The 24,740-nt window shown below is 61.8% G+C and carries 22 protein-coding genes and 1 tRNA gene; 12 read left to right on the top strand and 11 right to left on the bottom strand.

Going from position 1 to position 24,740, the window contains the following annotated elements:
- The first annotated feature begins 120 nt into the window (after positions 1 to 120).
- The 9 genes from scpB to rocD all read left to right on the top strand — a co-directional run bounded on the left by scpB (position 121) and on the right by rocD (position 10,246).
- Positions 121 to 1,173 (top strand): SMC-Scp complex subunit ScpB, encoded by a 1,053-nt coding sequence (scpB, locus tag Q363_RS09490; RefSeq protein WP_035349557.1) that lies wholly within the window; start codon positions 121 to 123, stop codon positions 1,171 to 1,173.
- Between the two features lie 70 nt (positions 1,174 to 1,243).
- Positions 1,244 to 1,666, top strand: coding sequence for a dimethylsulfonioproprionate lyase family protein (locus Q363_RS35950; RefSeq protein WP_157466692.1), 423 nt, complete (start codon positions 1,244 to 1,246; stop codon positions 1,664 to 1,666).
- A gap of 92 nt (positions 1,667 to 1,758) precedes the next feature.
- Positions 1,759 to 2,691, top strand: a complete 933-nt coding sequence (locus tag Q363_RS09480; protein WP_051978596.1) for a pseudouridine synthase — start codon at positions 1,759 to 1,761, stop codon at positions 2,689 to 2,691.
- Between the two features lie 280 nt (positions 2,692 to 2,971).
- On the top strand, positions 2,972 to 3,448 hold the full coding sequence (msrA, locus tag Q363_RS09475) for a peptide-methionine (S)-S-oxide reductase MsrA (protein ID WP_211256154.1): 477 nt from the start codon (positions 2,972 to 2,974) through the stop codon (positions 3,446 to 3,448).
- Between the two features lie 384 nt (positions 3,449 to 3,832).
- On the top strand, positions 3,833 to 5,335 hold the full coding sequence (locus tag Q363_RS09470; protein ID WP_245632133.1) for a DEAD/DEAH box helicase: 1,503 nt from the start codon (positions 3,833 to 3,835) through the stop codon (positions 5,333 to 5,335).
- A 99-nt stretch (positions 5,336 to 5,434) separates the two neighbouring features.
- Entirely contained in the window at positions 5,435 to 5,950 is a 516-nt protein-coding gene (locus tag Q363_RS09465; RefSeq protein ID WP_035349556.1) for a VIT1/CCC1 transporter family protein, read from the top strand.
- A 93-nt stretch (positions 5,951 to 6,043) separates the two neighbouring features.
- Entirely contained in the window at positions 6,044 to 7,681 is a 1,638-nt protein-coding gene (locus tag Q363_RS09460; RefSeq protein ID WP_035349555.1) for an ABC-F family ATP-binding cassette domain-containing protein, read from the top strand.
- 123 nt (positions 7,682 to 7,804) lie between these two features.
- The gene (locus tag Q363_RS09455) at positions 7,805 to 8,950 is read left to right on the top strand and encodes an acyltransferase family protein (RefSeq protein ID WP_035349554.1); all 1,146 of its coding nucleotides are present in this window, start codon (positions 7,805 to 7,807) and stop codon (positions 8,948 to 8,950) included.
- Between the two features lie 51 nt (positions 8,951 to 9,001).
- On the top strand, positions 9,002 to 10,246 hold the full coding sequence (rocD, locus tag Q363_RS09450) for an ornithine--oxo-acid transaminase (protein WP_051978595.1): 1,245 nt from the start codon (positions 9,002 to 9,004) through the stop codon (positions 10,244 to 10,246).
- Here the strand turns inward: rocD and Q363_RS09445 are convergent.
- Both Q363_RS09445 and Q363_RS09440 read right to left on the bottom strand, forming a co-directional pair.
- Positions 10,243 to 11,268: an NAD-dependent epimerase/dehydratase family protein gene (locus tag Q363_RS09445; protein ID WP_035349553.1), complete on the bottom strand. Its 1,026-nt coding sequence runs from the start codon at positions 11,266 to 11,268 to the stop codon at positions 10,243 to 10,245. The genes rocD and Q363_RS09445 overlap by 4 nt on opposite strands.
- Positions 11,265 to 12,383: a Gfo/Idh/MocA family protein gene (locus Q363_RS09440; protein WP_051978594.1), complete on the bottom strand. Its 1,119-nt coding sequence runs from the start codon at positions 12,381 to 12,383 to the stop codon at positions 11,265 to 11,267. Before Q363_RS09440 ends, Q363_RS09445 begins: the two co-directional genes overlap by 4 nt.
- Positions 12,384 to 12,584: 201 nt before the next feature.
- Between Q363_RS09440 and Q363_RS09435 the strand changes: the two genes are divergently transcribed.
- Together Q363_RS09435 and Q363_RS09430 are read left to right on the top strand one after the other, a co-directional pair.
- Complete coding sequence (locus tag Q363_RS09435; RefSeq protein ID WP_035349552.1) at positions 12,585 to 12,998, top strand: DUF2237 family protein; 414 nt, start codon at positions 12,585 to 12,587, stop codon at positions 12,996 to 12,998.
- A gap of 227 nt (positions 12,999 to 13,225) precedes the next feature.
- Positions 13,226 to 16,558 (top strand): TonB-dependent receptor, encoded by a 3,333-nt coding sequence (locus tag Q363_RS09430; protein ID WP_035349551.1) that lies wholly within the window; start codon positions 13,226 to 13,228, stop codon positions 16,556 to 16,558.
- Positions 16,559 to 16,697: 139 nt separating this feature from the next.
- Here Q363_RS09430 and Q363_RS09425 read toward each other — a convergent pair.
- Positions 16,698 to 16,774 (bottom strand) — tRNA-Arg (locus Q363_RS09425).
- 112 nt (positions 16,775 to 16,886) lie between these two features.
- Between Q363_RS09425 and Q363_RS09420 the strand changes: the two genes are divergently transcribed.
- Positions 16,887 to 17,414, top strand: coding sequence for a DUF2911 domain-containing protein (locus Q363_RS09420; RefSeq protein WP_035349550.1), 528 nt, complete (start codon positions 16,887 to 16,889; stop codon positions 17,412 to 17,414).
- Here the strand turns inward: Q363_RS09420 and Q363_RS09415 are convergent, their stop codons facing one another.
- The 8 genes from Q363_RS09415 to Q363_RS09380 form a co-directional block, all read right to left on the bottom strand.
- Positions 17,415 to 17,699, bottom strand: a complete 285-nt coding sequence (locus Q363_RS09415; RefSeq protein WP_245632132.1) for a hypothetical protein — start codon at positions 17,697 to 17,699, stop codon at positions 17,415 to 17,417.
- A 1-nt stretch (position 17,700) separates the two neighbouring features.
- Entirely contained in the window at positions 17,701 to 19,260 is a 1,560-nt protein-coding gene (gene gcvPB, locus Q363_RS09410) for an aminomethyl-transferring glycine dehydrogenase subunit GcvPB (protein ID WP_035349549.1), read from the bottom strand.
- Between the two features lie 84 nt (positions 19,261 to 19,344).
- A complete protein-coding gene (locus tag Q363_RS09405; protein WP_035349548.1) occupies positions 19,345 to 19,689 on the bottom strand; it encodes a hypothetical protein in 345 nt (114 codons plus the stop codon).
- 11 nt (positions 19,690 to 19,700) lie between these two features.
- Positions 19,701 to 21,077 carry an aminomethyl-transferring glycine dehydrogenase subunit GcvPA gene (gene gcvPA, locus Q363_RS09400; RefSeq protein WP_035349547.1) on the bottom strand — a complete coding sequence of 459 codons (1,377 nt, stop codon included), beginning with the start codon at positions 21,075 to 21,077 and terminating at the stop codon, positions 19,701 to 19,703.
- A gap of 3 nt (positions 21,078 to 21,080) precedes the next feature.
- The gene (gene gcvH, locus Q363_RS09395; protein ID WP_035349546.1) at positions 21,081 to 21,470 is read right to left on the bottom strand and encodes a glycine cleavage system protein GcvH; all 390 of its coding nucleotides are present in this window, start codon (positions 21,468 to 21,470) and stop codon (positions 21,081 to 21,083) included.
- 68 nt (positions 21,471 to 21,538) lie between these two features.
- Positions 21,539 to 21,829 (bottom strand): muconolactone Delta-isomerase family protein, encoded by a 291-nt coding sequence (locus tag Q363_RS09390; RefSeq protein WP_035349545.1) that lies wholly within the window; start codon positions 21,827 to 21,829, stop codon positions 21,539 to 21,541.
- Between the two features lie 10 nt (positions 21,830 to 21,839).
- Positions 21,840 to 22,967 carry a glycine cleavage system aminomethyltransferase GcvT gene (gene gcvT / locus Q363_RS09385; protein ID WP_035349544.1) on the bottom strand — a complete coding sequence of 376 codons (1,128 nt, stop codon included), beginning with the start codon at positions 22,965 to 22,967 and terminating at the stop codon, positions 21,840 to 21,842.
- A 102-nt stretch (positions 22,968 to 23,069) separates the two neighbouring features.
- The gene (locus Q363_RS09380; protein ID WP_051978593.1) at positions 23,070 to 24,695 is read right to left on the bottom strand and encodes an acyl-CoA mutase large subunit family protein; all 1,626 of its coding nucleotides are present in this window, start codon (positions 24,693 to 24,695) and stop codon (positions 23,070 to 23,072) included.
- Between the last annotated feature and the right edge of the window lie 45 nt (positions 24,696 to 24,740).

The following is a 24,740-nucleotide window of genomic DNA, read 5'->3' as shown; positions in this document are numbered from 1 at the left end:
GTCGCCGTGACAGAACGTTGCGGCGGCTCGAGCTTGCGCCTCGGGTTGTGCAAAACGCGTCCCAAACCCCTGCGGAGACAGGTTCATGCTGGCGCCGCGCTCTTATACACTCAAAGGGGAATGAGTCTTAAAGCCAAGATCGAAGCCGTCATCTACGCGTCGGAAGAACCGGTAACGCTTGCCCAGCTGATGGGACTGCTTGGGCACGAGGCCCAGGCCGAGCTTGACCAGATCGCCGCCGCCCAGCAGGCGCTCGCGCTGAGCCAGAACGAGGAGGGCGACGCGCAAGGCATCGATCCCGATGCTCTGAACGCCGAGGTGCTCGAAGGCCCCGTCGAGGCGGCTGCGGCAGAGCAGCCGAACGCCGCGAGCGAAGGCGCGGCCGTCGAGAGTTCTCCGGCGGAGGAGGCGCCCGCCCAGCAGGCAGAACCCGCCCAGGAAGAGGATGCTGAGAAGCGGTCTGCCCGCGAGGCGAAGGAGGAGAAGGAGAAGACGCGCCGCCTGCGCGAGTACTTCCGCACCATGCTCGACCAGTTGATCGCCGACTATGCGAACGGCGACCGCGGCCTGGAGATTCGCGAGGTCGCCAGCGGCTACCGGCTGGCCACCAAGCCCGAGTATCACGACGCTGTGCGGGGCTTTGTGAAGTCGCTGAAGCCGCCGCTGAAGCTCTCGCTGCAGGCGCTTGAGACCCTCGCGGTGGTCGCGTACAAACAGCCGATTACGGCACCTGAGGTCTCCGAGATTCGCGGCGTCGACTCGGGCGGTGTTCTGGGCAGCCTGATGTCGCGCAAGCTGGTGACGACGGCCGGCCGCAAGCAGGTGATCGGACGGCCGATCCTCTACAAGACGACGAAGGATTTTCTTCTGCGCTTCGGCTTGAAGGACATCAACGAGCTTCCTTCGATCGAGGAGTTCGAGAAGATGGCCGGCGAGCTGGCGGAGCAGGAGGAGATCCCAATGGAGCAGGCGCCGGAGCACCAGGCGCCGGAGCACCAGACGCCGGAGCACCACGCGCCGGAGACTCCGGACGAGCTTCAGGCCGAGCGCCACACGCACCTGCCCCAGGCCGACGGCAGCCCCGACCCGGTCGATGATCCGCTGGACGATCAGCTGCCCGACGAACCGGAGACCGAGGCGGAGGCGAAGGTCGAGGCGGAGCCGGTCGAGTAGGTCTTCAGGAGCTCTCTGCTAAGCTGGTGTGCTGGCGCAGCGCCAGCGTGCTGCGGGAGTTGAAGATTCTATGCCGCCAATCAGGACCCTTGAGGTCTTCGGAGAGAAGATCGATGTTCTTGTCGACGGAGCGATGTCGAACGGAGCAGCCTTTGTGATGGTGCAGACGACGCCGCCCGGGGGCGGCCCTCCTCCGCACAGCCACAGCCGCGAGGATGAGACGTTCACCGTGCTTGAAGGTGACTTCGAGCTGCTGAAAGATGGGCAGTGGGTCAAGGCGCCGGTGGGGGAGATCCTGTTTGCTCCGCGCGGCAATGTTCATGCCTTCCGCAACGCCGGCCAGACGACGGGCAGGATTGCTGTCTTTATCGCGCCGGCAGGACTAGAGACTTTCTTTGAGAAACTCTCCGGGCTCTCGCCGGCTACAGATATGCCGCGAATTCTGGAGTTGTTCGCGGAGTACGGCCTGTCGCTGCATCTGCCGACGTCATAGACCCCAAACGCCTGGCGCCGTGAGCCGGTACACTTGAAGAGCAGTATCTCCCGACCGCGATGAGCAGCTCCGCAGTCAGAAAGCCGGCATCCATGTCGAAGTCCGTCCGCAATCCTGAACATTCTGAACCAACCCCCACCGGCGAGCGTCTGCAGAAGATTCTCGCGCAGGCCGGTATCGCCAGCCGCCGCAAGGCCGAGCAGTTGATCCTCGAAGGCCGTGTGCAGGTCAACGGCCAGGTGATCACCGAGCTGGGAACCCGCGCCGATATCGAGCGCGACCACATCCGCGTCGACGGCAAGCTGCTCCACGGGCGGGAACAGCAGCGCTACTACATGCTCAACAAGCCGCGCGGCTACGTGACGACGCTCGCGGACCCGGAGAAGCGCCCGACGGTGATGGAGCTGATGGCTCGGCAGAAGGGGCCTCACGGCGACCACGTCCGTCTCTATCCGGTCGGTCGGCTCGACTACCTGAGCGAGGGCCTGCTGCTGATGACCAACGACGGCGATCTGGCCAACAAGCTGTCGAAGGCCGCCGCCGGCGTCGAGAAGACCTACCTGGTGAAGGTCTCGGGCGTGCCGTCGAATGAGAGCATCGACCAGCTGCGCCGAGGCATCATGATCGACCGCGGACGGCTCAACGAGGTGCGCAGCGGACGCCGCGACCGCGTCATCACGGCGTCGGCGAAGGTGGAGCAGGTGCGCGGCGGCGACAATCCCTGGTACGAGCTGACCCTAACGGAGGGCCGGAATCGGCAGATTCGGAAGATGTTCGAGGAGATCGGGCATCACGTCGAGAAGATCCGCCGCATCGGCTACGGGGCCCTTCGCCTGGACGTCGCGCCGGGTGAGTTTCGCGAGCTGACCCCGGGCGAGGTTACGGCGCTGGGCCGTGCGGCCCGCGGTCTGAAGGTCGTCCCGAAGCAGAAGACGCCTGAGTTTGCGCAGCTCAAGAAGCCGGTCCCGCCGAAGACCAGCAAGCGCCGGACGTTCACCAAAACGGGGCCTGGCCGACGCGGTTAGGTTTGGTGATCGCGTGAATCTTGCTTGATACCCCCGGAAAAATCTTCTCGATCTTCCGCCGCTCCGGCTTGCAGTAACGTTTCTTTTACATCCCCCCAAAAGTTTCCACATTCCCCCATTGACACATCTTGATTCGCGCGCACAGAATACTCGCGCTATTCATCTTGCGGGGGATGACAAACGACCCCGGAAGAGCATCCAATAGGCGTGGCTGCAAATCGAGTCAGGCCGCAGCGCAACCCGTAACAGGGCCGTAGTAAGCAGCAAAGGAGCAACACGAGTGGCAATCGAAAAGACAACATTTGGAGCAGGATGTTTCTGGGGAGTTGAAGCAAGGTTCAACGAGATCACAGGAGTCATCGACACAGCCGTAGGCTACGAAGGCGGAGACCTCGAGCACCCAACTTACAAGGATGTCTGTACCGACCGCACCGGCCATGCGGAGGTCGTTCAAATCACCTTTGACAACTCCCGTTTATCGTACGAATCCCTGCTGGATGCTTTCTTCGCGATGCACGATCCGACGCAGGTGAACCGGCAGGGTCCGGACTGGGGCTCTCAGTACCGCAGCGTCATCTTTACTCACTCCGATCGGCAGTATGCCGAGGCGCGCGCCAGGATCGCCGAACTGAATGCCTCCGGAACCTACCGCAATCCCATCGCAACCGAGGTCCGTCCGAGCCGCATCTTCTGGAAGGCGGAGGAGTACCACCAGCGTTACCTTGAGAAGCGCGGCATGGTGAGCTGCCACATCTAGCAGAAAACGAAGCGATTGATGAACCAGAACGGTCCTGTTTGAGCCAGCATTCTTCAGGCAGGGCCGTTTTGTTTGTGGTGGGTGTGCTATTCTAAGGATGCGCAGGTTGAAAACCATCGCTGCGCAACAGCATCGCAGGCAAAGAATCCGCCGTGGAACTTGGAGATCTGGCCAGAGACTGCGATCGCTTCTCCCCACCGCGGGTCTTCCCGAAGTAACGGAAGCTGCGTTGGTTGCTCTGGCTAGAGGCCGCGTCAACGGACACGAGCCTCGCCGTGCAGCAGCAGCCCTTTCGGAGTACGAGAGCCATGCTGAATCCAAACCATGACGGCGCCCACGGCGCCCCTGCATTTCTTCGCGCTTGACTCACCCAAAGGAAATTTCTTGACGATCGCAACTCTTGAGCAGTCCCCAGCCGCCCAGGCTGATACCCAAACCTCATCCAATCGCTTCACCGACTTCAACATCTCCGACTCCCTGAAGAGCCGGCTCACTAACGCGGGCTTCGTCACGCCTACACCCGTGCAGGCCGGAGCCATCCCGCCGGCGCTCGAAGGCCGCGATATCCTCGCGACCGCCTCCACCGGCACCGGCAAGACGCTCAGCTTTCTGGTCCCCATCCTTGAGCGGCTGGACACGACCTCGCAGCCCAGTACACGCGGCAAGCGCAACCCTATCCGCGCGCTGATTCTTCTTCCGACGCGCGAATTGGCCATGCAGGTGCTCGAGGCCTACTGGAAGCTGATGCCCGGCGCGAAGCACGACGCCGCGCTCGTCTGCGGAGGACTGTCGGAGAACACTCAGTTCGACAACCTCGACCGCGGCCCGCGCCTTGTGGTCGCCACTCCTGGCCGGCTTGAGGACTTCCTGCGCCGCCGCGAGATCGATCTCTCGAAGGTCGACATGTTCGTGCTCGACGAGGTGGACCGGATGCTCGACATGGGCTTCCTGCCGGCGATCCGCCGCATCGTCACCGCGGTTCCGCGCACGCGCCAGACGATGTGCTACTCGGCTACGCTCGACGCCAACATTCAGGAGATCGTTCGCGACTACGTGAAGAACCCGGTCCGCATCGAGATCGGCACGACGTCGAAGCCGTCGGATCGCGTTGAGCTGCGCGCCTACACGGTGATGCAGGACCAGAAGCTCGGCCTGCTGACCCAGATGCTTAATGAGGAGCAGGGAACTTTCCTGGTCTTCTCGCGCACTAAGCACGGCGCCGACCGCATCTCGCGCAAGCTGGAGAAGCTGGGTCACGACTCGAACGCCATCCACGGCGACCGCTCGCAGTCGCAGCGCACCGCTGCGCTCAAGGGCTTCGCCAATGGCAAGCATCGCGTGCTGGTCGCGACCGACGTCGCGGCGCGCGGTATCGACGTCTCGGACATCGCGCACGTGGTGAACTACGACCTTCCGAACGCGAGCGAGGACTTCGTCCACCGCATCGGCCGGACGGGCCGCGCAGGCGCCAAGGGCGTTGCGACGACGTTCGTGATGCCGCAGGAGCGCCACGAGGCGCGCAAGCTCGAACGGAGCCTGAACATAAAGTTCGACTGGCGCGAGGCCGATAAGAATCTTGAGAAAGAGGAGCGCAACAAACCCCTCGATCTCAACGCTCTCCCGGCAGCCCAGGGTTCATCGGACGCCGCTCTCGAGGCACTGCTGGCGCTCGAGACCCGCGCCTGGCGCGGCGATTCAGCGTCAGGCCAGTCCGGCGCACCGTCTAACGGTGGACGCGGCCGTCGCAAGGGCCATGGCCACGGCAATCGCCCGCAGGGCAACTCTGCTCACGGTAACGGCGGCAACGCGCATCCTGGCCGGAACGCCTCGCATCCGCGCGGCGGCAACTCAGGTTCCCGGCCCAGCCGAGGCAACCGGGGCCGCTGACAAGTTCCTCTAGCAAGCCTCCGCCTGATGGCCAACCAGCCTCAGGCGGAGCTTTGTTTGTACCCATCACAACGGTCCCATCATCCAAGATCAAAAAACATGTCGACCAACATTCCCAATCTGACCGAGATCAACGAGATCGCTGCCGACGATAAGAATTTTGTCCTCCAGATCGTGCAGCCGGGGCTCGCCGGGCTGATGGACGGCTCGGTCTCCACGCTGGCGCCGATCTTCGCCACGGCGTTTGCCACGCACAACTCACGTACGGTCTTTCTCATCGGCCTGGCGACCGCAGTCGGCGCGGGAATCTCGATGGCCTTCTCCGAGGGTCTGTCCGACGACGGCTCGCTTACCGGACGCGGCAACCCGGTCTTTCGTGGAATCGTCACCGGCCTGATGACCTTTATCGGCGGCTTTCTACACACGCTTCCGTTTCTTATCTCGAACGTTCACCGCGCGCTTACGCTGGCGTATGTGGTCGTCGGGATCGAGCTGATCGTCATCGCCTTTATCCGCCATCGCTACTTCAAGACAAGCTTCGCGCTCTCCTGCATGCAGGTGATCGTGGGCGGCGGACTTGTCTTCGCGGCAGGTGTGCTTATCGGGCAGTCCTGACGCGCGCTCTGCCGTCGCGCGACGTAAACCTGGATGCAGGCTGTCATTCAAGCCATAGGGATGCGCGAATCCCTGTAAAATAAAAGGAATCCCATGATCTCAGTCTCCAATGTCACCATGCGTTACGGCTCGAAGCTCCTCTTTGAGGATGTTTCGGTCACCTTCACTACAGGCCGCCGCTACGGCCTCACCGGGCCGAATGGCGCCGGCAAATCCACCTTCATGAAGGTGCTCACTGGCGAGATCGACGCCCAGAAGGGCTCGGTCGTCCGCCCGAAGAAGATCGGCGTCCTCAAGCAGAACCAGTATGAGTTCGACGCCTACCGCGTCATCGACACCGTCATCATGGGCAACAAGGGCCTGTGGGCGGCGCTTGAGGAGCGCGAGCGTATCTACGAGAAGCCCGAGCTGACCGACGAGGATGGATCGCGCCTCGGCGAGCTCGAGGGCATCGTCGGCGATGAGGACGGCTACGAGGCGGAGTCCAACGCCGCCGTGCTGCTGCAGGGGCTCGACATCCCCGACGAGGTGCACGAGCGCAAGATGAGCGAGCTGCAGGGCGGCCAGAAGGTGCGCGTGCTGCTCGCCCAGGCTCTCTTCGGTAACCCCGAAGCGCTGCTGCTCGACGAGCCGACGAACTACCTCGACCTTGATTCGATCCACTGGCTCGAGAACTTCCTCAACCGCTACAACGGCACGGTCATCACCATCTCGCACGACCGCCACTTCCTCAACTCGGTCTGCACGCACATCGCCGACATCGATTACGAGACGATCATCACCTACACCGGTGGCTACGACGACATGGTGCTGCAGAAGACGCAGGTTCGCGCGCGCATCGAGAGTCAGAACGAGCAGCGCGAGAAGAAGATCGCCCAGCTCAACGACTTCATCGCGCGCTTCTCTGCCGGTACGCGCAGCTCGCAGGTCAACTCGCGCAAGAAGGAGGTTGAGCGCCTGGCCACGACCGAACTCGCGCGCTCGAACATCCAGCGCCCATACATCCGCTTCGACATGCTGCGTCCCTCGGGCAAGCACCTGCTCGAGGTCGAGGGCATCAACAAGTCGTACACGCAGCCCGATGGCAAGACCGAGCACGTCATCAGGAACTTTTCTGCTGCCGTCATGCGGGGCGACAAGGTCGTGCTGATCGGTCGCAACGGACAGGGCAAGACGACGATGCTCAAGGCGCTGCTGGCCAACGCCGGGCTCGATGAGTCCGAGTCGTCGGCCATCGACTCCGGCACCGTCAAGTGGGGGCACGAGGCGCAGATCGGGTACTTCGCGCAGGATCACAAGGGCTCCATTCAGCTCGGTATGACTGCCGCCGACTGGCTGCATCAGTTTGATCCGCAGGCCACCAAGGAAGACATTCGCGGCATCCTCGGCCAGATGCTCTTCCGCGGCGAGGAGGGCATGAAGAAGACCGACGCGCTCTCAGGAGGCGAGGCCGCGCGCCTGCTCTTCTGCAAGCTGATGCTGCAGAAGCCCAACGTGCTTGTACTCGACGAGCCGACGAACCACCTCGATCTCGAGAGCATCAATGCGCTCAACCAGGCGCTGCAGAAGTACGAGGGAACCGTCTTCCTCGTCACTCACGACCAGGACCTGATCGAAGAGGCCGGCACGCGCATCTGGAACTTCGAGGGCGGCCCAAACGACTTCCGAATCACCGACCACAAGGGACCCTACGAGGAGTATCAGCAGCAGCTTGCTCTTGCCGCGAAGTGAGGTGACGGAGACAAGCTTCGCGCGCAGACGCCGCTGTTGTCTTCCTGTCTCACCCACGCTAAACGATATGCCGCAGCTGCGCCGCATCGAGTATCACTGTCTCAGGACCTCCAGCGATTGTTGATGACCAACCGTATGACGCAACACGGCGCAGATCGCCTGATTCAGAGGCATATGCCCGAGCTCGACGTTCTGCGCGGCTGCGCGATCCTCGCCGTGCTGCTCTATCACGGCCTGTACTGGTCGATTGACAGCTCGCCGAATCGCGTCTTCAATGTCCTGGTAAAGGCGACGGTCGGAGGCTGGCTTGGCGTCAACCTCTTCTTCGTCCTGTCCGGCTTTCTGATCACCGGCATTTTGATCGATACGAAGGGAAGGCCGGACTACTACCGGCGTTTCTATCTTCGCCGCGTTCTTCGCATCCTGCCCGCCTACGTCGCCATGCTGGTCGTGCTCCTGCTTGTGCGGTGGCTTACGCTGAAGTCGGCGCTGCTTTGCCTCTTGTTTCTAGCGAACTATGAAGGGCTGTATCGCTACTTTCATCTGGGCACTTACGGTCCCTTCTGGTCTCTGTCGGTGGAGGAGCAGTTCTACCTCATCTGGCCTGCGATCGTTGCGCGGGTCAGTGTGCGCGGGCTGGCGTTTCTGTCGCTTGCGCTCTGCCTTGTTGAACCCCTGCTTCGCTTGCTCAGCGCATCGTCGCTTCTGCCGCTGGGCAACGTTCACACGGCCACCTATCTGATCGCCGACAACCTCGCCATCGGTGCGCTGGCGGCGATCTTTGCGAGGTCCAGATACGGCACGCTCTCGAACGGGATCAAAGCGGGGCTCGGCCTCTGCCTCGCCGGAGCGATGATCTTTGCGGTCGGCTATCCCTTTGGGATCACTCACCGGACCAATCTCGTCGGAGACAGCCTGCAGACGGTGCCGTGGAACATCATCTTCACCGGCGTGCTTCTTCTGCTGCTTGGACTGCGAAGCCCGTTCTTCTCCGGCCGTCTTGCGGCACCCCTGCGTTTCTTCGGAGATATCAGCTATGGGCTGTATCTGATTCATGTCATGATCTTCGTGCGGTATGACGACATGGTCCGCCTCCTGCCTGCTGCATCGTGGAAACACGCTCTGCGGCAGCCGCTGACTCGCCTTTTTCTCTGCGCTGGACTATCCGTGTTGCTGGCATGGCTCTCGAGACGCTTCTACGAAGAACGCTTCCTGAGAATGGGACGAGCGCCGGTGGAGCCGAAGGTCTTGGAAGAGGCCGTGAAATAATAGGGCGAAGAGAGGCATCCCAAGCTCTCGAATCACGCTCAGGCGGTCGAAATGGCAAGCCCACTTCTGCACAGCGACACAGCGGACGATCTCTCTCACGGCAACACCACCTCGCGCCTCATCGCGCTTGAGGACAGGTACGGCGCGCACAACTACAAGCCTTTAAACGTCGTGGTCGAGCGCGCCTCCGGCGTCTGGGTCTACGACGTCGAAGGCCGGCGCTACCTTGATTTGCTTGCCGCCTACTCAGCGGTCAACCAGGGCCACTGCCACCCGCGCATCCTCGCCGCCATGCTCGAACAGGCGCAGCGCGTCACGCTGACCTCGCGCGCCTTTCGCAACGATCAGCTTCCTCTCTTCTACAAGGAGCTTACCGAGCTGACGGGCTTTGAGATGGTGCTGCCGATGAACTCCGGCACCGAGGCTGTCGAGTCCGCGCTCAAGCTCGCCCGCAAGTGGGGCTACACCGTCAAAGGCATTCCTGACGGCAAGGCCGAGATCATCGTCTGCGCGAACAACTTCCACGGCCGCACCATCTCGATCATCAGCTTCTCCACCGAGGAGCAGTACCGCGAGGGCTTCGGTCCGTATCTCTCGGGTTTCAAGATCATTCCCTTCGGCGATGCCGCGGCTCTGCGCGCGGCGATCACGCCGAACACCGCGGCCTTCCTCGTCGAACCCATCCAGGGCGAGGCCGGCGTGCTCATTCCTCCGGACGGCTTCCTGCGCGAGGCCGCTGCGATCTGCCGCGAGAACAACGTCCTCTTCATGGCCGACGAGATCCAGTCCGGCCTCGGACGCACTGGCAAGCTCTTCGCCTGCGATCACGAAGGAGTAAAGCCGGACGTGCTCATCGTCGGCAAAGCGCTCGCGGGCGGCTTCTATCCCGTCTCCGCTGTCCTCTCATCGCACGAGGTCATCGGCGTTCTGCATCCTGGCGATCACGGCAGCACCTTCGGGGGCAACCCGATGGCCTGCGCGGTCGCGCGCGCCTCGCTGCGCGTCATCGTCGAGGAGCGCCTCTCGGAGCGTTCCGCCGAACTCGGACAGCTTCTGATGGAACGGCTGCGCCAGGTCCGCAGCCCGCACATTCGCGAGATCCGCGGCAAGGGCCTCTGGGTCGCCATCGAGCTCAACGGCGCGGCACGCCCCATCTGCGAAGCCCTTATGCGCGAAGGCCTGCTCTGCAAGGAGACGCACGACAACGTCATCCGGCTCGCGCCTCCGCTGGTCATTGAGCGGCAGGATCTGCTGTGGGCGTGCGACCGCATTCAGAGCGTGCTCGAAAACCTCTAGCTACTTCGCCTTTCTGGCTCAACACGAAACGCTGCGAACGCGCGCTCCAGGCCATCGCGCGTCGAGATCAGCGGACGCCAGCCGATGCTCTTCAGCTTCGCGTTGCTGAACTGGTTGCCGCCCCACATCGCGCGCGTCTTGTATGGAGTGAAGATCGCCGGAAGCTGTCCGCGCGAGCGCTCGCTGTAGCGCTCCACCATGCGCGAGCCCCACATCAGCGCGAAGTAGGGAACAGGCACCGATCGGACAGGCTTTACGTTCTTCTTGTAGAGCGACAGATACTGCGCCGACGTCACCAGGTCGTCGTCCACTACGTTATAGACCTGTCCGTCCGCTCCCTCGTGCAGCGCGGCGACCACAATCGCCTCGGCGCAGTTGTCCACGTAGGTCAAGGGAAGCAGGTTCTTCCCGCCCAGGTGCAGAAACCTGCCGAAGAGGCTCAGTCCGACGCGGTTGGAGAAGTGTCCTCCGCCGGGTCCGTAGATCACGCCCGGCCGCAGCACAACCAGTTCGAAGCCGTACTTGTCGCGATACTCCCAGAAGAGCTGCTCCTGCCGCAGCTTCGAGTGCGAGTAAACATCGCGCTTCTCAGGATGCCGCTCAAGCGGAACGCTCTCATCGACCATCGCGCCGCGCTCCAGCTCCGCCACGCCCATCGCACCGAAGGAGCTGACCAGCACCACGCGCATCGGCCGCACCTCATTGACGATCGCCTCCAATAGGTTGCGCGAGGCCACCACCGAGTCCATGAACATCTCCGCGGGAGATCCCTTCAACGCCGCAGCGGCGTGGATCACCATCTCGCAACCGGCGACGGCAGGGCCGATCTCGGCCAGGTTCCGAAGGTTCACCGTGATGAACTCAAGCTGCGCACCCGGATACCGCGCCGCAATCTCCTGAAGTCCGCGCGCCTTCGAGGTGTCGCGCAGCATGCAGCGCAGGTCCATCTCGCCGTGCGCGAGCAGACGTTCCACAATCGCTTTGCCGAGAAATCCGCCGGCCCCGGTCACAAGAATCTTCATCGCACGCCTCCCGCCAGCAGGGAAGCGTGCGCAGCCGGATACACCTGTTCGATAACGCGATCCATCACCTCGTTCACGCGCAGGACCTCAGTGTAGGGAATCGGCGGCGTTCCATTATTGCGAATGCCGGCATAGAACTCCTCCAGCAGCTTCGACATTCCGGCAAAGAAGTGAAACTCGCTGCGGCGAAACTGATTTACGTTTTTCTTCGCCTCCGCCATGTAGCGTCCGGCCATCTGGAACGGCGGCACCAGTCGTCCCACCGCGCTCGGATACCGTTGCGAGGCCGCGGTCACCACAGTGCGACTGTTGAAGTCCACCTCGACCGTCGCTTTGGTTCCATACACCTTCAACGTATTCGCCACTGGGCGCGCATGTGAGCACAGGGTCCCATACGCCGTGACTCCGCCGCCGCGCAGAAACATCCGCAGCTCATCGAGCATGGCGTCAGTCGCGTCTCCGCGAACCGCCTCGCGCCGCTTGAATGCGAACGCGTGCACCTCCGGCTCCACGTCCGGAAGCAGTGGAACGATGCGATTGACGATGTGGTCCATCATGTTCTGGAAGAGCTTGCCCGGAAGGCGATGCACCCAGTGCCCGGCATCGCTCATCAGCGCCTGCCCGTAGGCTCCCGCGAGATCGTATCCGATGAACGCCTCCACGTGCACCGGCTCTCCCACCACGCCCTCGGCCAGCATCTTTCTGAACTGGATCGCAGGCGGATCGAAGTTGGGCCAGTAGTTGATCGTCATCTGCCGCCCGCCTGCAACCACGGTATCAATCAGCTGCTTTGCTTCAGGTGCAGTCAGCGCCAGCGGCTTTTCGAGAAACACATGCGCTCCCGCTACAACGCACTGCCGCGTTAGCGCGAGATGCACTCCCGGAGGAGTCGTGATGTGCACGACGTCCAGCCGCTCGCGCGCCAGCATCTCGCCCGTGTCGCCATACCAGGCCGGCACGCCGTAGCGAACGGCGAGCTGTTCTGCCAGCAGCGGTTCGCGGTCGCACACCGCCGCAAGCTCTGCCCCCGCAAGATGCTTCACAACCTCGGCATGTCCGTCGGCGATCTTTCCGCAGCCTACAATCCCAATCCGCAGCTTCCTCAAATCAGTCATTCTCCATAGCCTATCGAATCGGGCCGCACATGGCCGATCCCCCGTTCAGGGATTGGCGTACCGTACCGCCGCGAACACTCCGTCACCCGGATGCGATTCCATGGGTTCTCCTCCTCGCGGGCTCTTCGTAAAAGTGGGATACTTATTCATCCGTGCAAGAGAATCAAGCAAACCCAATGCAAGAGATGACGAGTCGGCCCGATGCCAAGCACTGAACCTATCAAGGAACCTGTTAAAGCCCGAGGCAGAAACGTCCTCGGCCAGCCGCTCGAGGTCTGCGGCTGCGAACCCATGACCGGTTTCTACCGCACCGGCTGCTGCGAGACCGGCCCCGACGATTTTGGCGTCCACACCATCTGTTGCATCGTCAACGAGGAGTTTCTGCGCGTCTCCAAGCAATTGGGGAACGACCTTTCCACTCCGATGCCGCAGTTCGGCTTCGCGGGCCTCAAGCCCGGCGACCGCTGGTGTGTCTGCGCCGCGCGCTGGTTCCAGGTGCAGCAGGCCGGCGCCGGCTGCCCCGTCGTGCTCGAAGCTACCCACGAGGCCACGCTCGCCATCGTGCCCTTCGAGATTCTCATTCAGTACGCTGTGATTCCCGATACGCTTCACTAAAGACTCAAACGTCGTCGCGAGGTGTCAACCGCAGCATTTTGCGAGACTTTGACATATCTCATCTTGACAGCGCCGCCATTTAGACCGACCGTAGAAGTATTACTAATTTTCAATTTTGAGCGGTATCTGAACCAGGTCCGGCAGACAGCACAACCGGAGTACACCGGTTCAACACCCATTTCGCACACCCTATTTACCGGTGTCGTTCTTTCAGGAGCCAGGAATAGATGAGCCTCATCCCTTCACCCAAACGCCTCTTCCTAACCGCTGTGCTGGCCGCTTCCGTGGCCATCTCCGCGCCCGCACAGACCGCGGCAACCGGAACCATCTCCGGTACGATTACCGACGCCTCCGGCGCCGTCGTGCCGAACGCCTCGGTCACCGTCATCAATACCGACACCGGTGCGACGCGTGCGCTGAGCAGCAACGACTCGGGTGGGTTCAGTTCCACCTTCCTGCAGCCCGGCCATTACGAGGTCATCGCCTCCGGCGCTGGTTTTGGTAAGGTCGACCGCAAAAACCTGATCCTCACCGTCGGCCAGGTGCTCTCTGTCGATGTCGCGCTGCCCGCTGCCTCAGCCACCACTGAGGTTACCGTCACCGATGTCTCTCCCCTGATCGACACGGAAAAGACCCAGGTCTCGCAGACGATCGACCAGCAGATGGTCTCGAACCTGCCGGTCAACGGCCGTCGCTACGATAACTTTGTGCTGCTCACCACCAACGTGGTCCCTGACGGCAACTCCGGCCTGATCTCCTACCGTGGCATCTCGGGCATGTACAACACGAACCTGATCGACGGCGCCAACAACCAGCAAGCCTTCTTCTCCGAGGCTCGCGGCCGCGCTATCGGTGCTCCCTACGTCTTTTCGCAGGATTCCATCAAGGAGTTCGAGTCCTCGGCATCGGGTTACTCAGCCGAATTCGGCCAGGCCGCCGGCGGACAGATCAACGCGATCTCCAAGAACGGCACTAATGCCATCCATGGCGACCTCTTCTACTACCTGCGTTATCCCTCGCTGAATGCGCTCGACCCCCTCACGAAGTACCAGGGGCGTCAGCCAGGAGCGAATCCTGCCCTGCTGCAACCGGCCATACGCCAGCAGCAGCAGTTCGGTGGTTCGGTGGGCGGTCCCATCATCAAAGACAAGCTCTTTTACTTCTTCACCTACGATGGCTTCCGTCGCGTCGCTCCGCTGCTCTACTCGAGCGGCGTGACTCCGGCTACCGTCAACGCGTACACCTGCCCTTCGCCGATCAGCGCGGACCAGTGCGCCACTGCCAAGGCGTATATCAACGGACTCTCGGGCCCGGCGCCCCGCGTCCTCAAGCAGGACATTCTATTTCCTCGCGTCGATTATCAGCTCAACGGCAACAACCACATCAGCGCAGAGTTCCTCTTCCAGAACTACAAGCTGCCGAACGGCTATACCACCTCCGCAACCGCCACCAACTCCTCGGCCAGCACGAATGGACGCGCGGACTTCCATGAGCGCTACCTGATCGTCAACTGGGAGTCGGTGATCTCGAGCTCCCTGACCAATGCCGCCCGCTTCCAGTGGGGACGCGATCTTGAGGTTACGTCGGCCAACGCTCCTGGACCTTCGGTGACGATCTCCGGGCTGCAGGGCTACGGCATGCCCAACGCTCTGCCGCGCCTGGCTTTCCCGGATGAGCACCGCTGGCAGCTGGCCGACACGCTTTCCAAGGCCATGGGGCGGCACATTATCAAGGCGGGCATCGACGTCAACCTGGTCCATGAGTACCTTGCCAATCTCTTCCAGGGCGGCGGCGTCTACTCCTATGCCTCGCTCAATGCACAGTGCGCTAACCCCGCGGATCAGGGAATCTTCCCCTGCGTCGCTCCCTCGGCAACCAATCCCAATCCTGCCCATCCCACCGTTGCCAACGCCACGCTCGGCGCCTTCCAGAACTGGGTGCAGGACCTGTATGGCGTCAATGGCGGACAGCACTGGACGAGCTTCCAGCAGGTCAACGACCCCATCACTCACATTGGCGCCGACGACTTCTGGAGCAAGAACTTCGCCGGGTTCCTAGAAGACTCGTGGAAGATCTCGCAGGACCTCACGATGAACCTGGGCGTCCGCTACGATGTGCAGCTCACGCCCCAGCCTCCGCGCCCTTACACGACCAGCTTCAACGGCGCGGCTTCTCCGCTAGGCAACTACTACACGAGGACCATCAAGAACAACCTGAAGATGATTCAGCCGCGTATTGGTTTTGCCTGGTCGCCTTATAAGGGCACCGTGTTCCGCGGCGGTTATGGAACCTTCTACGGACTGACGTCAAACTCGACCTTCTACGCCACCCGTGTTGAAAATGGCGTCTACCAGCAGGCCTACTCGCTCAGTGTCACGCAGTCGACCGGCTCTTCCACCGTTCCAACTTCCTATACCTATGCGGCCGGAGCTCCCAGAAACATCGGCGTTCTCTTCACGCCTCCAGGCCTTCCGCTGGCAGCCCCTTTCGCGGGTGCGCCTGCTCCTACCGTCAACGGATCGGCCGGTCTCCAGAAACTCTCCTTCCGCGGACAGGACCCCAGCTTCTCCAACCCCTATACCCACTCCTTTGACCTCGCCGTCGAACAGGCTCTGCCCGGAAACTTCAGCCTGACGATCGCCTACGTCGGCACTCGTGGCATGCGCCTGCCCTACTTCATTGATGCAAACCTGCCACGCACGAACCTGACCCGTACCTACACCTACACCACGCCCAGCGGATCCACCGGCAACATCACTGTGCCGTTCTACTCCAACACCCTTCAGCGTCCGTCGCCCAACGATGGCGGTATTCTGGTCGGCTTTAGCGGGGTAAACTCGTGGTATCACTCGGGGGCATTCACGATCCGCAAGCCCTTCAGCCACCAGGTCGAGCTTCTGCTCAACTACACCTGGGCCAAGGCGATGGACATGAGCCAGGTCCCCGGCCAGTTCGGCACCTTCAACGGAACCGACACTATCCTCGATCCCTACAACCTCAAGAACCCTGGCACGCTCTCGGAATGGAGTCGTTCGGACCTCGATATGCGCAGCCGGTTCGTCGGCAGCATCGTCTGGTCTCCGAGGGTCGCGCTCTCCAACATGCTCGCGCGCTACGCCGTCAACGGCTGGTCCCTCTCCGGGACAGCAACCGAGGCCTCTGGCCTCCCGCTCACCGCAAACATGACCGGCAATGCCTCCGGCGGAATCGAGGGCGGCGTAACCGGCGGTTCGGTGGGCAACAGCCCGTCGCCTGCCAATGGCCGTGCTCCGATGTTCAAGCGCAACTCGTTCCCATCGAACGGCGTTCGCAACATCGACGCTCGCGTCTCCCGCGATTTCACCATCCGTGAGGGCATCAAGTTCCAGATCTTTGCCGAAGCCTTCAACCTGGTCAACCGTAAGCAGGCTCTCGGGTACTACACAACGGCGTACCAGTACGGTGGCACAACCTCCATCATCCCGTTCACGGGCCCAACTTCGCTAGGAAATATCAGCTCAACCTCGAGCACGCTCTATGGTCCTCGCCAGATGCAGTTCACGGCGAAGCTGTTCTTCTAATCCTGAATCTCAACCAACCTTCTGACGAGACCTGGAGGGGCTCCCTACAAGGTGGCCCCTCTTCTTTTTGCGTTGGTCGCAGAGCCGTCAAACAGACCGCACTGGAGATCCACATTTCGCAGGATGTTGGGAAGGGAAATGGTGCGCCCGAGAAGATTCGAACTTCTGACCTACAGCTTCGGAGGCTGCCGCTCTATCCAGCTGAGCTACGGGCGCGTACCTCTAGCGTAGCACGTCCGCGCGGCCGTTTGACAGCCATCCACGCGCAGTTCAGCATCGTAAAGTCGTAGATTCAGCATCTCAAAACGCTCCACGAAAGAGAGGTCCCATGCTGCACCGTCCTATCGTATCGCTCGCCTGTACGCTCGTTCTCGCCGCCTCCAGCCTTGCTCAGGGCAACAAGCCTGTAGCCAGCCCGCCCGAGACCGCCACCGTCACGCTCAACGGTCACACCGTCACCGTCAAGTACGGAGCCCCCTCCATGCGCGGTCGAAAGATCATGGGAAACCTCGTCCCCTACGATAAGGTCTGGCGCACAGGCGCGAACGAGGCGACCGCCCTGGCAACCAATACCATCCTGAAGATCGGCGACGCCAGCGTTCCCGCCGGCACCTACACCCTCTACACCCTTCCGGGCGCCTCGCAATGGATGCTCATCATCAGCAAGCAGAGCGGCCAGTGGGGAACCGAGTATCACCAGGAACAGGACCTCGCCCGCGTCCCCATGAAGTCGGCCAAACTCTCTTCGCCGCAGGAGAAGATGTCCATCACCTTCGAGAACACCAGCGGCAACTCCACCGAGCTGCACCTCAAGTGGGAGAACACCGACCAGTCCGTCCCCGTCACCGCGCAGTAGCTACTGCTTCTCCGTGGCCTCGCGCTCGGCGCGAAGCTTGTCCATCACCGCCGAGACCAGCTCCTTCGCCCCGTTCAGATTCGCCATCACAGCCTGCAGGTCGAGCGCCGGAACCCTAGGGTTCCGGTTGCTCGTGCAGTACACGCCATGCTGGCCCACCAGGATCAGCGCGTCCGTCAGGCAGTCCATGCTGGCAGCGAGCCTTCCCCTCGCCTCGCCCATCATGAACTCATACCTCTCAAGCTCCGCCCGTCGATCGTCGCCCAGGTAGCGAAAGTCTGTCACGCTACCACTCCTTCGCGGCAGTATCCGGCGTCAACGCATTCGAATCCGCCGTGCCGTTGGGCACAGGCTTCCAGCGCAGGATCGGCTTGCGCGCCGCCGTCGTCTCGTCCAGACGCCGCAGCCGCGTCGTATGCGGGGAGGTCGTCACCACCTCGGGATTCTCCTCGGCCTCGCGCGCAATCTGCTTCAGTGCATCGATCAACAGATCAAGCTCCTCGCGGCTCTCGCTCTCCGTCGGCTCGATCATCATCGCGCCCTGCACCACCAGCGGGAACGAGACCGTATACGCGTGGAAACCGTAGTCGATCAACCGCTTTCCCATATCGCCGGTCTTCACGCCGTTCTTCGCCTGCCGCCTGTCCGAGAACACAACCTCGTGGAGCGACGGAGCTTTGTACGGCAGATCAAACGTGTCCGCAAGCTTCGCGCGAATGTAGTTCGCGTTCAGCACCGCGTCCTCGGTCGTCTGCCGCAGACCATCCGGCCCATTCGCCAGAATGTACGCGAGCGCCCGAACAAACATCCCGAAGTTGCCATAGAACATGCGTACGCGCCCGATGCTCTGCGGGCGGTCGTAGTCGAGCGCGAGTGAGCCATCAGCCTTTGTGACGACCACAGGCTTCGGCAAAAACGGCTCCAGAATCTTCTTGCACGCCACCGGCCCCGACCCTGGGCCACCGCCTCCATGCGGCGTCGAGAAGGTCTTGTGCAGGTTCAGGTGCATCACGTCCACACCAAAGTCGCCCGGCCGCGTCTTGCCCACCAGCGCGTTCATGTTCGCGCCGTCCATGTACAGCAGCGCGCCTTTCGCATGCAGAATGTCGGCAATCTTGTGAATTTCGCTCTCAAACACTCCAATCGTCGAAGGATTCGTCAGCATCAGCGCGGCGGTATCCTCATCCACCATGCGCTCCAGCTCCGCAATATCCACCATGCCCTGCGCATTCGACTTCAGGTTCGCCACCTGGTAGCCGCAGACCGCGGCGGTCGCCGGGTTCGTGCCATGTGCCGAATCCGGAATCAGAATCTTCTTCCGCGCATTGCCCTGTGCCTCGTGATACGCGCGCGCCAGCAGGATGCCCGTGAACTCGCCATGCGCTCCAGCCGCCGGCTGCAGCGTGATCGTGTCCATGCCCGTAATCTCGATCAGGCACTCGCTCAGCAGCTTCATGATGCCCAGCGCGCCCTGCGACAGCGACTCGGGCTGATAAGGATGCGCCTCGGCGATCCCCTCGAGGCGGGACACCAACTCGTTCACCCGCGGGTTGTACTTCATCGTGCAGCTTCCCAACGGATACATGCCGAGATCAATCGCATAGTTCCACGTCGAGAGCCGCGTGAAGTGGCGCACAATCTCAATCTCGCTCAGCTCTGGCATCACGCCCAGGTCCGTTCGCACCGCATCGCCCAGCAGCCCAGCGGCATCCACCGCAGGAACATCGAGCTCCGCCAGACGGTAAGCCTTCTTGCCCGGCGAAGACTTCTCAAACATCAGGTCTTCGTTCTGATTGACGTGCGTCGTTACCTTCTTCGGCGTTCCTATGAACTTTGTCTCTGCCATTCGTCTCTCACCTGCCAAAACCGTCATTCTGAGCGGAGCGAAGAACCCCGCATTTCGTCCGCGGCGCCACGCATTTTCGCGCCGCTAAAACTCCATCTGATCTGCAACGGAGCCCGTGGGCGAATACGCCCCCGCCTCCGGCCCATCCAGATCTTCTTCACGCAACGACAGCGCAATCACCGTGTCGTTCTCAAACTTCAGCGTCAGCGAATCGCCTACCTCCAGCGTCGCCTCCTCAACCTTCTCGCCGATCAGCGAGCACAGCGCATTCCGATACTCCGGCTCGCCATACGCAATCGAAAACTCACTGAGCAAAACATGCGGCCACGAATACAGCGTCAGCAGAGGCGTGTCGAAGCGAAGCTGCAGATAGTCCTGCACAAACTCCACTGCAACCAGCTCCTCGCCGACGATGCCGGAAATATCCAAGACTGAACCTTCTAAAGGGTTATAAGTCCACGATCCTCATAAACGGACCAAGTGCTATGAACGACCTTTGCCGCCTCATCCATTTGTGCGCGAGTTGTCAGTTCGGTGGCGCACCAAAGCGTCGCATTGGAACCAAGTTCGGGGTACCACTTCGCCAGCGGCAGACCCCCTATGATCTTCTTCTCAAGCAGCAATTCATTTAGCTTCTCTGCATCTGCTGAGGATGTCTGGAGAACAAATTCATGAAATTGCGGTGCGCCATCAAATAAAGATTTTGCAGCTTGACTCCCCGTCAAGACCTTTTTCAGGTAGCTCGCCTTCGCCAGGTTCTGCACTGCAAGGTCCTTCATGCCTTCTCTGCCATACACCGTCAGGAAGACTGTCGTCATCATCGCCACCAGTGCCTGGTTGGTGCAGATGTTCGAGGTCGCCTTCTCGCGGCGAATATGCTGCTCGCGCGTCGACAGCGTCAGAACGAAACCGCGCTTGCCGTCCATGTCCTTCGTCTCGCCCACGATACGTCCCGGCATCTGCCGCAGGAACTTCTCCTTGCACGCAATCACGCCGCAGAACGGCCCGCCGTAGCTCGGCGCAACACCAAAGCTCTGCGCCTCGAGCGACACAATATCCGCCTCAGCCGGCGGCCTCACGATGCCCAGCGAGACAGCCTCTGCAATCGAGACGATCAGTAGCGCGCCCTTCTTATGAGCAATGTCTGCAATCGCCGCAACATCCTCAATCGTTCCAAAGAAGTTCGGCGACTGAATCAGCACGCAGGCCGTGTTGTCCGTAATCGCCGCATCCAGAGCGGCCAGATCAACGCGGCCGTTCTCCCCATACCCAACCTCGGTCGTCGGAATCTCCTGGTGCAGCGCATACGTCGCGACGACTTCGCGATACTCCGGATGCACCGTGCGCGCAATCACTGCGCCATCGCGTCCAGTTACTCGCACCGCCATCATGATCGCTTCAGCCGCGCCAGTCGAGCCGTCGTACATCGACGCGTTCGCGATCTCCATCCCCGTCAGCTCGCAGATCATCGTCTGGAACTCGAACATCGCCTGCAGGGTTCCCTGCGAGATCTCCGGCTGGTAAGGCGTGTAGCTGGTCAGAAACTCGCCCCGCGAGACAACCGTATCGATCAACACCGGCCGATAGTGGCGGTACACGCCCGCGCCGAGAAAGCTCGCATAGCCCGTGGCATTCTGGTTCGCGTACTCGCGAAACTTGTCGATAATCTCCGACTCGCCATGCTGGCGGGGAATCGCAAGATCGCGCTTGAACTGGTACTCCGCAGGAATCGTCGAAAAAAGATCGTCGATCGACGCCACGCCGATCTCGGCGAGCATCTCCTGGCGGTCCGCAGGGGACTTCGGCAAATAACGCATCTCTTAGTGTCCGGTCTCTTCGCTGATGAACTTCTCGTAGTCGGCCGCCGACAGCAGGCCTTCCAACTCCGCCGGATTCGTCACGTCCAGCTTTAGCATCCAGGTCGTGTTCGCATCGGCGTTGATCTTCTCCGGCGCATCCTTCAGCGCCTCGTTGATCTCCGTCACCGTCCCGCTCACCGGCGAGTACAGGTCCGAGACCGCTTTCACCGACTCCACGGAGCCGAAGGTCTTTCCGGCCTCAAGCATGTCGCCCACCTTTGGCAGGTCGACAAACACAATGTCGCCCAGCGAGTTCTGCGCGTAGTCCGTAATGCCGACTAGGGCCTTCGCGCCGTTGAGGTCAATCCACTCGTGTTCCTTCGTGTACTTGTAGTTCGCAGGATAAGCCATGTCTTGGGTGTCTCTCCTTTTCCATTGTATTGCGTCTTTTGCGGAAAACTCTACGAAACTCAGGCGTTTCAGCGAGGCCCGAACGCCGGATAGGGCTCGAGCGCCGTGAACACCACAATCTCCAGCATCCCGAGCTGCGCCAGCGGCAGGCTCGCCACCGCGGCCCGCGCCTCGTCCTCGCTCGCAGCCTCAATCACCATCACCGCCCCGGGCATATCCTTGCGCCGCCATATCGTCCGAACCACGCCGGCGACATACAGCTCCCGCACGCGCTGCGCCTCGGCCTCCAGCAGCTCCTGTGTCCAAGCCTCAGGGGGAAACGCCTCCGTCCGGCGTCTGCTTACAGAAAGAAATTGCACTCGTCGCTCCTTATTTCTTCGCCCGCTTGTAGAACGGCGTCGGAACCACCTTCGCCTTCACCATCTGCCCGCGAATCTCCACCGCAACCTCGGTGTCCGGCGCCGAGCTCTCCACTGGCACATACGCCAGCGCGACGTTCTTCTTCAAAAACGGTGCGGGCGACCCGCTCGTAATCTCTCCCAGCCGCTTGCCGTCGAGTGAGAACACCGGATATCCGTCGCGGCCAATCCCGCGCTCGATCATCTCCAGCCCCACAAGCTTCCGCTTCGGCCCGCCCTCTTCCTGAATCTTCACCAGCGCATCGCGGCCCACAAAGTCGCCCTTGTCGAGCTTCGCATAGCGCCCCAGCCCCGCCTCCCACACGTTGATCGTGTCCGAGATCTCGTGCTCGTACAGCGCCATCGCCGCCTCCAGCCGCAGCGTATTCCGCGCTCCCAGGCCGCAGGCCAGAATCCCGAACTCCTTGCCCGCCTCCAGCACCTCGCCCCAAACGCGCGCGCTCGTCGGCTCATCGCTCGGGATGTAGATTTCAAAGCCATCCTCGCCGGTATAGCCGGTGCGCGCGATCATCACGTTATACAGCCCACACACCTGCCCCCACGTGAACCAGTAGTTCTTGATCTGCGACAGGTCCACCGGAGTTAGCTTCTTGAGCGTCTCCGCCGCCCGAGGCCCCTGGATCGCAATCTGTGTGTAGTAGTCGCTGAAGTCGTTCACGTGCACGCCCGGCATCGATCCAATCTGCGACCGCACCCACTGCACATCCTTCTCGCGCGTCCCCGCATTGATCACGATCAGGTAGTCGTTGTCAGAAAGTTTATGGACTATGACGTCATCAACAAAAGTGCCATTCGGATACAGCATCGCCGAATAGTGCGCCTGACCAACCTGCAGCTTCGACGCATCATTCATGCAAAGCTTCTGCACCGCCGCCAGTGACCCCGGCCCGCGCAGCTGAATATCGCCCATGTGCGACACGTCGAAGACGCCCACCGCCGTGCGCACGGCCATATGCTCGGCCGTCAAACCGCAGCAGTCCACCGGCATATCCCAGCCGCCAAAGTCCACCATCTTCGCCTTCGCGGCGCGATGCACGGCGTTCAAAGCAGTCTTGCGAAGCTCTATCGTCTCAGCCATAGTCGGTTCCTTCAAAACATCAACCCACAAACTTCAACGATAGCACCTGAGCCGCTCAAATATCTGGACCCGTGGGCCCCCGACTAGACGTCACCGTAGTCCCTACACCACCACGGTCTCCCGATACTCCCCAAACACCCCGCGCAGCACATCCGCAATCTCCCCCACCGTCGCGTACGCCTCCACCGCCGCCACGATCCGCGGCATCAGGTTCTCCCCTCCACGAGCCGCATCCTCCACGCCCTTCAGCGACGCTGCATGACCCCCCCCATCGCGCCTCACCCGCAGAGCCCTCACCCGCTCCACCTGCCGCTGCTCCAGCGCCTCATCGATCCTCTGGATCGGCACCGCAGCCTCCTGCTCGTTCACAAACTCATTCACCGCCACGACAACCGCCTCGTGTGAGTCCACCGCTCGCTGGTACGCGTACGCCGCATTCTGAATCTCGCGCTGCACATACCCCTGCTCGATCGCCCGCAGCATCCCATATTTGCCGCCGAGGTCGAACCGAGCAATCGTCGTCATGTACTCATCCGCGCGAGCTTCAATCTCGTTCGTCAGCGTCTCCACGAAGTACGACCCCGCCAGCGGATCCACCGTCTCCGCCACTCCACTCTCGTGCGCCAGAATCTGCTGCGTCCTTAGCGCAATCCTCGCCGCCTGCTCCGTCGGCAGCGCCAGCGCCTCGTCGAACCCGTTCGTGTGCAGCGACTGCGTCCCGCCCAGCACCGACGCCAGCGCCTGCACCGTCGTCCGCACGATATTGTTCTCCGGCTGCTGCGCCGTCAGCGTCGACCCCGCCGTCTGCGTATGAAACCGCAGCATCCAGCTCCGCGGATTCTTCGCGCCGAAGTGCTCCCGCATAATCCGCGCCCACATCCTGCGCGCCGCGCGAAACTTCGCTACTTCTTCCAGCAGGTTGTTATGCGCATTGAAGAAGAAGCTCAGCCGCGGCGCGAACCCATCCACGTCCAGCCCCGCATCGATCGCCGCCTGCACGTACGTCATCCCATCGGCCAGCGTAAACGCCACCTCCTGCACCGCGGTGCACCCCGCCTCCCGCATGTGGTAGCCCGAGATCGAGATCGTATTCCACTCCGGAACCTCATCCGCCGCCCATGCAAAGATGTCCGTCACCAGCCGCATCGCGTGCTTCACCGGATAGATGTACGTCCCCCGCGCGATGTACTCCTTCAGGATGTCGTTCTGCACCGTCCCGCTCAGCTTCTTCACGTCCGCGCCCTGCCGCTTCGCCACCGCAACATACAGCGCCAGCAGAATCGACGCGGTCGCATTGATCGTCATCGAGGTCGAGATTCCATCCAGCCGAATCCCATCGAACAGCCGCTCCATGTCCTCGATCGAATCGATCGCCACCCCGACCTTGCCCACCTCGCCCAGCGCCAGCGGCGAGTCCGAGTCATACCCGATCTGCGTCGGCAGATCGAACGCGACACTCAGTCCTTTCGTGCCGTGCGCAAGCAGAAACCTGTACCGCCGGTTCGACTCCTCGGCGTCCCCCATGCCCGCGTACTGCCGCATCGTCCACAGCCGCCCGCGATACATCGTCGGCTGAATCCCGCGCGTAAACGGATACTGCCCCGGCTCACCCAGCCGCACAGAAGGATCGAATCCCTCCATGCTCTCCGGCCCATACACAAGCTCCACCGGAATCCCCGAGCTCGTCTCGCTCTGCCTCACCGTACTCTGCTTTGCCGTCTTCGACATGACGCTCAAGTGTAACCGCACGCGACGGGGTTGTTGATGAGACCT

Source organism: Edaphobacter aggregans DSM 19364 (genome assembly GCF_000745965.1).
GTDB classification, from domain to species: Bacteria; Acidobacteriota; Terriglobia; order Terriglobales; family Acidobacteriaceae; genus Edaphobacter; species Edaphobacter aggregans.
Note: the sequence above shows the minus strand (reverse complement) of the source record. Positions and strands in the feature narration are given on the sequence as shown.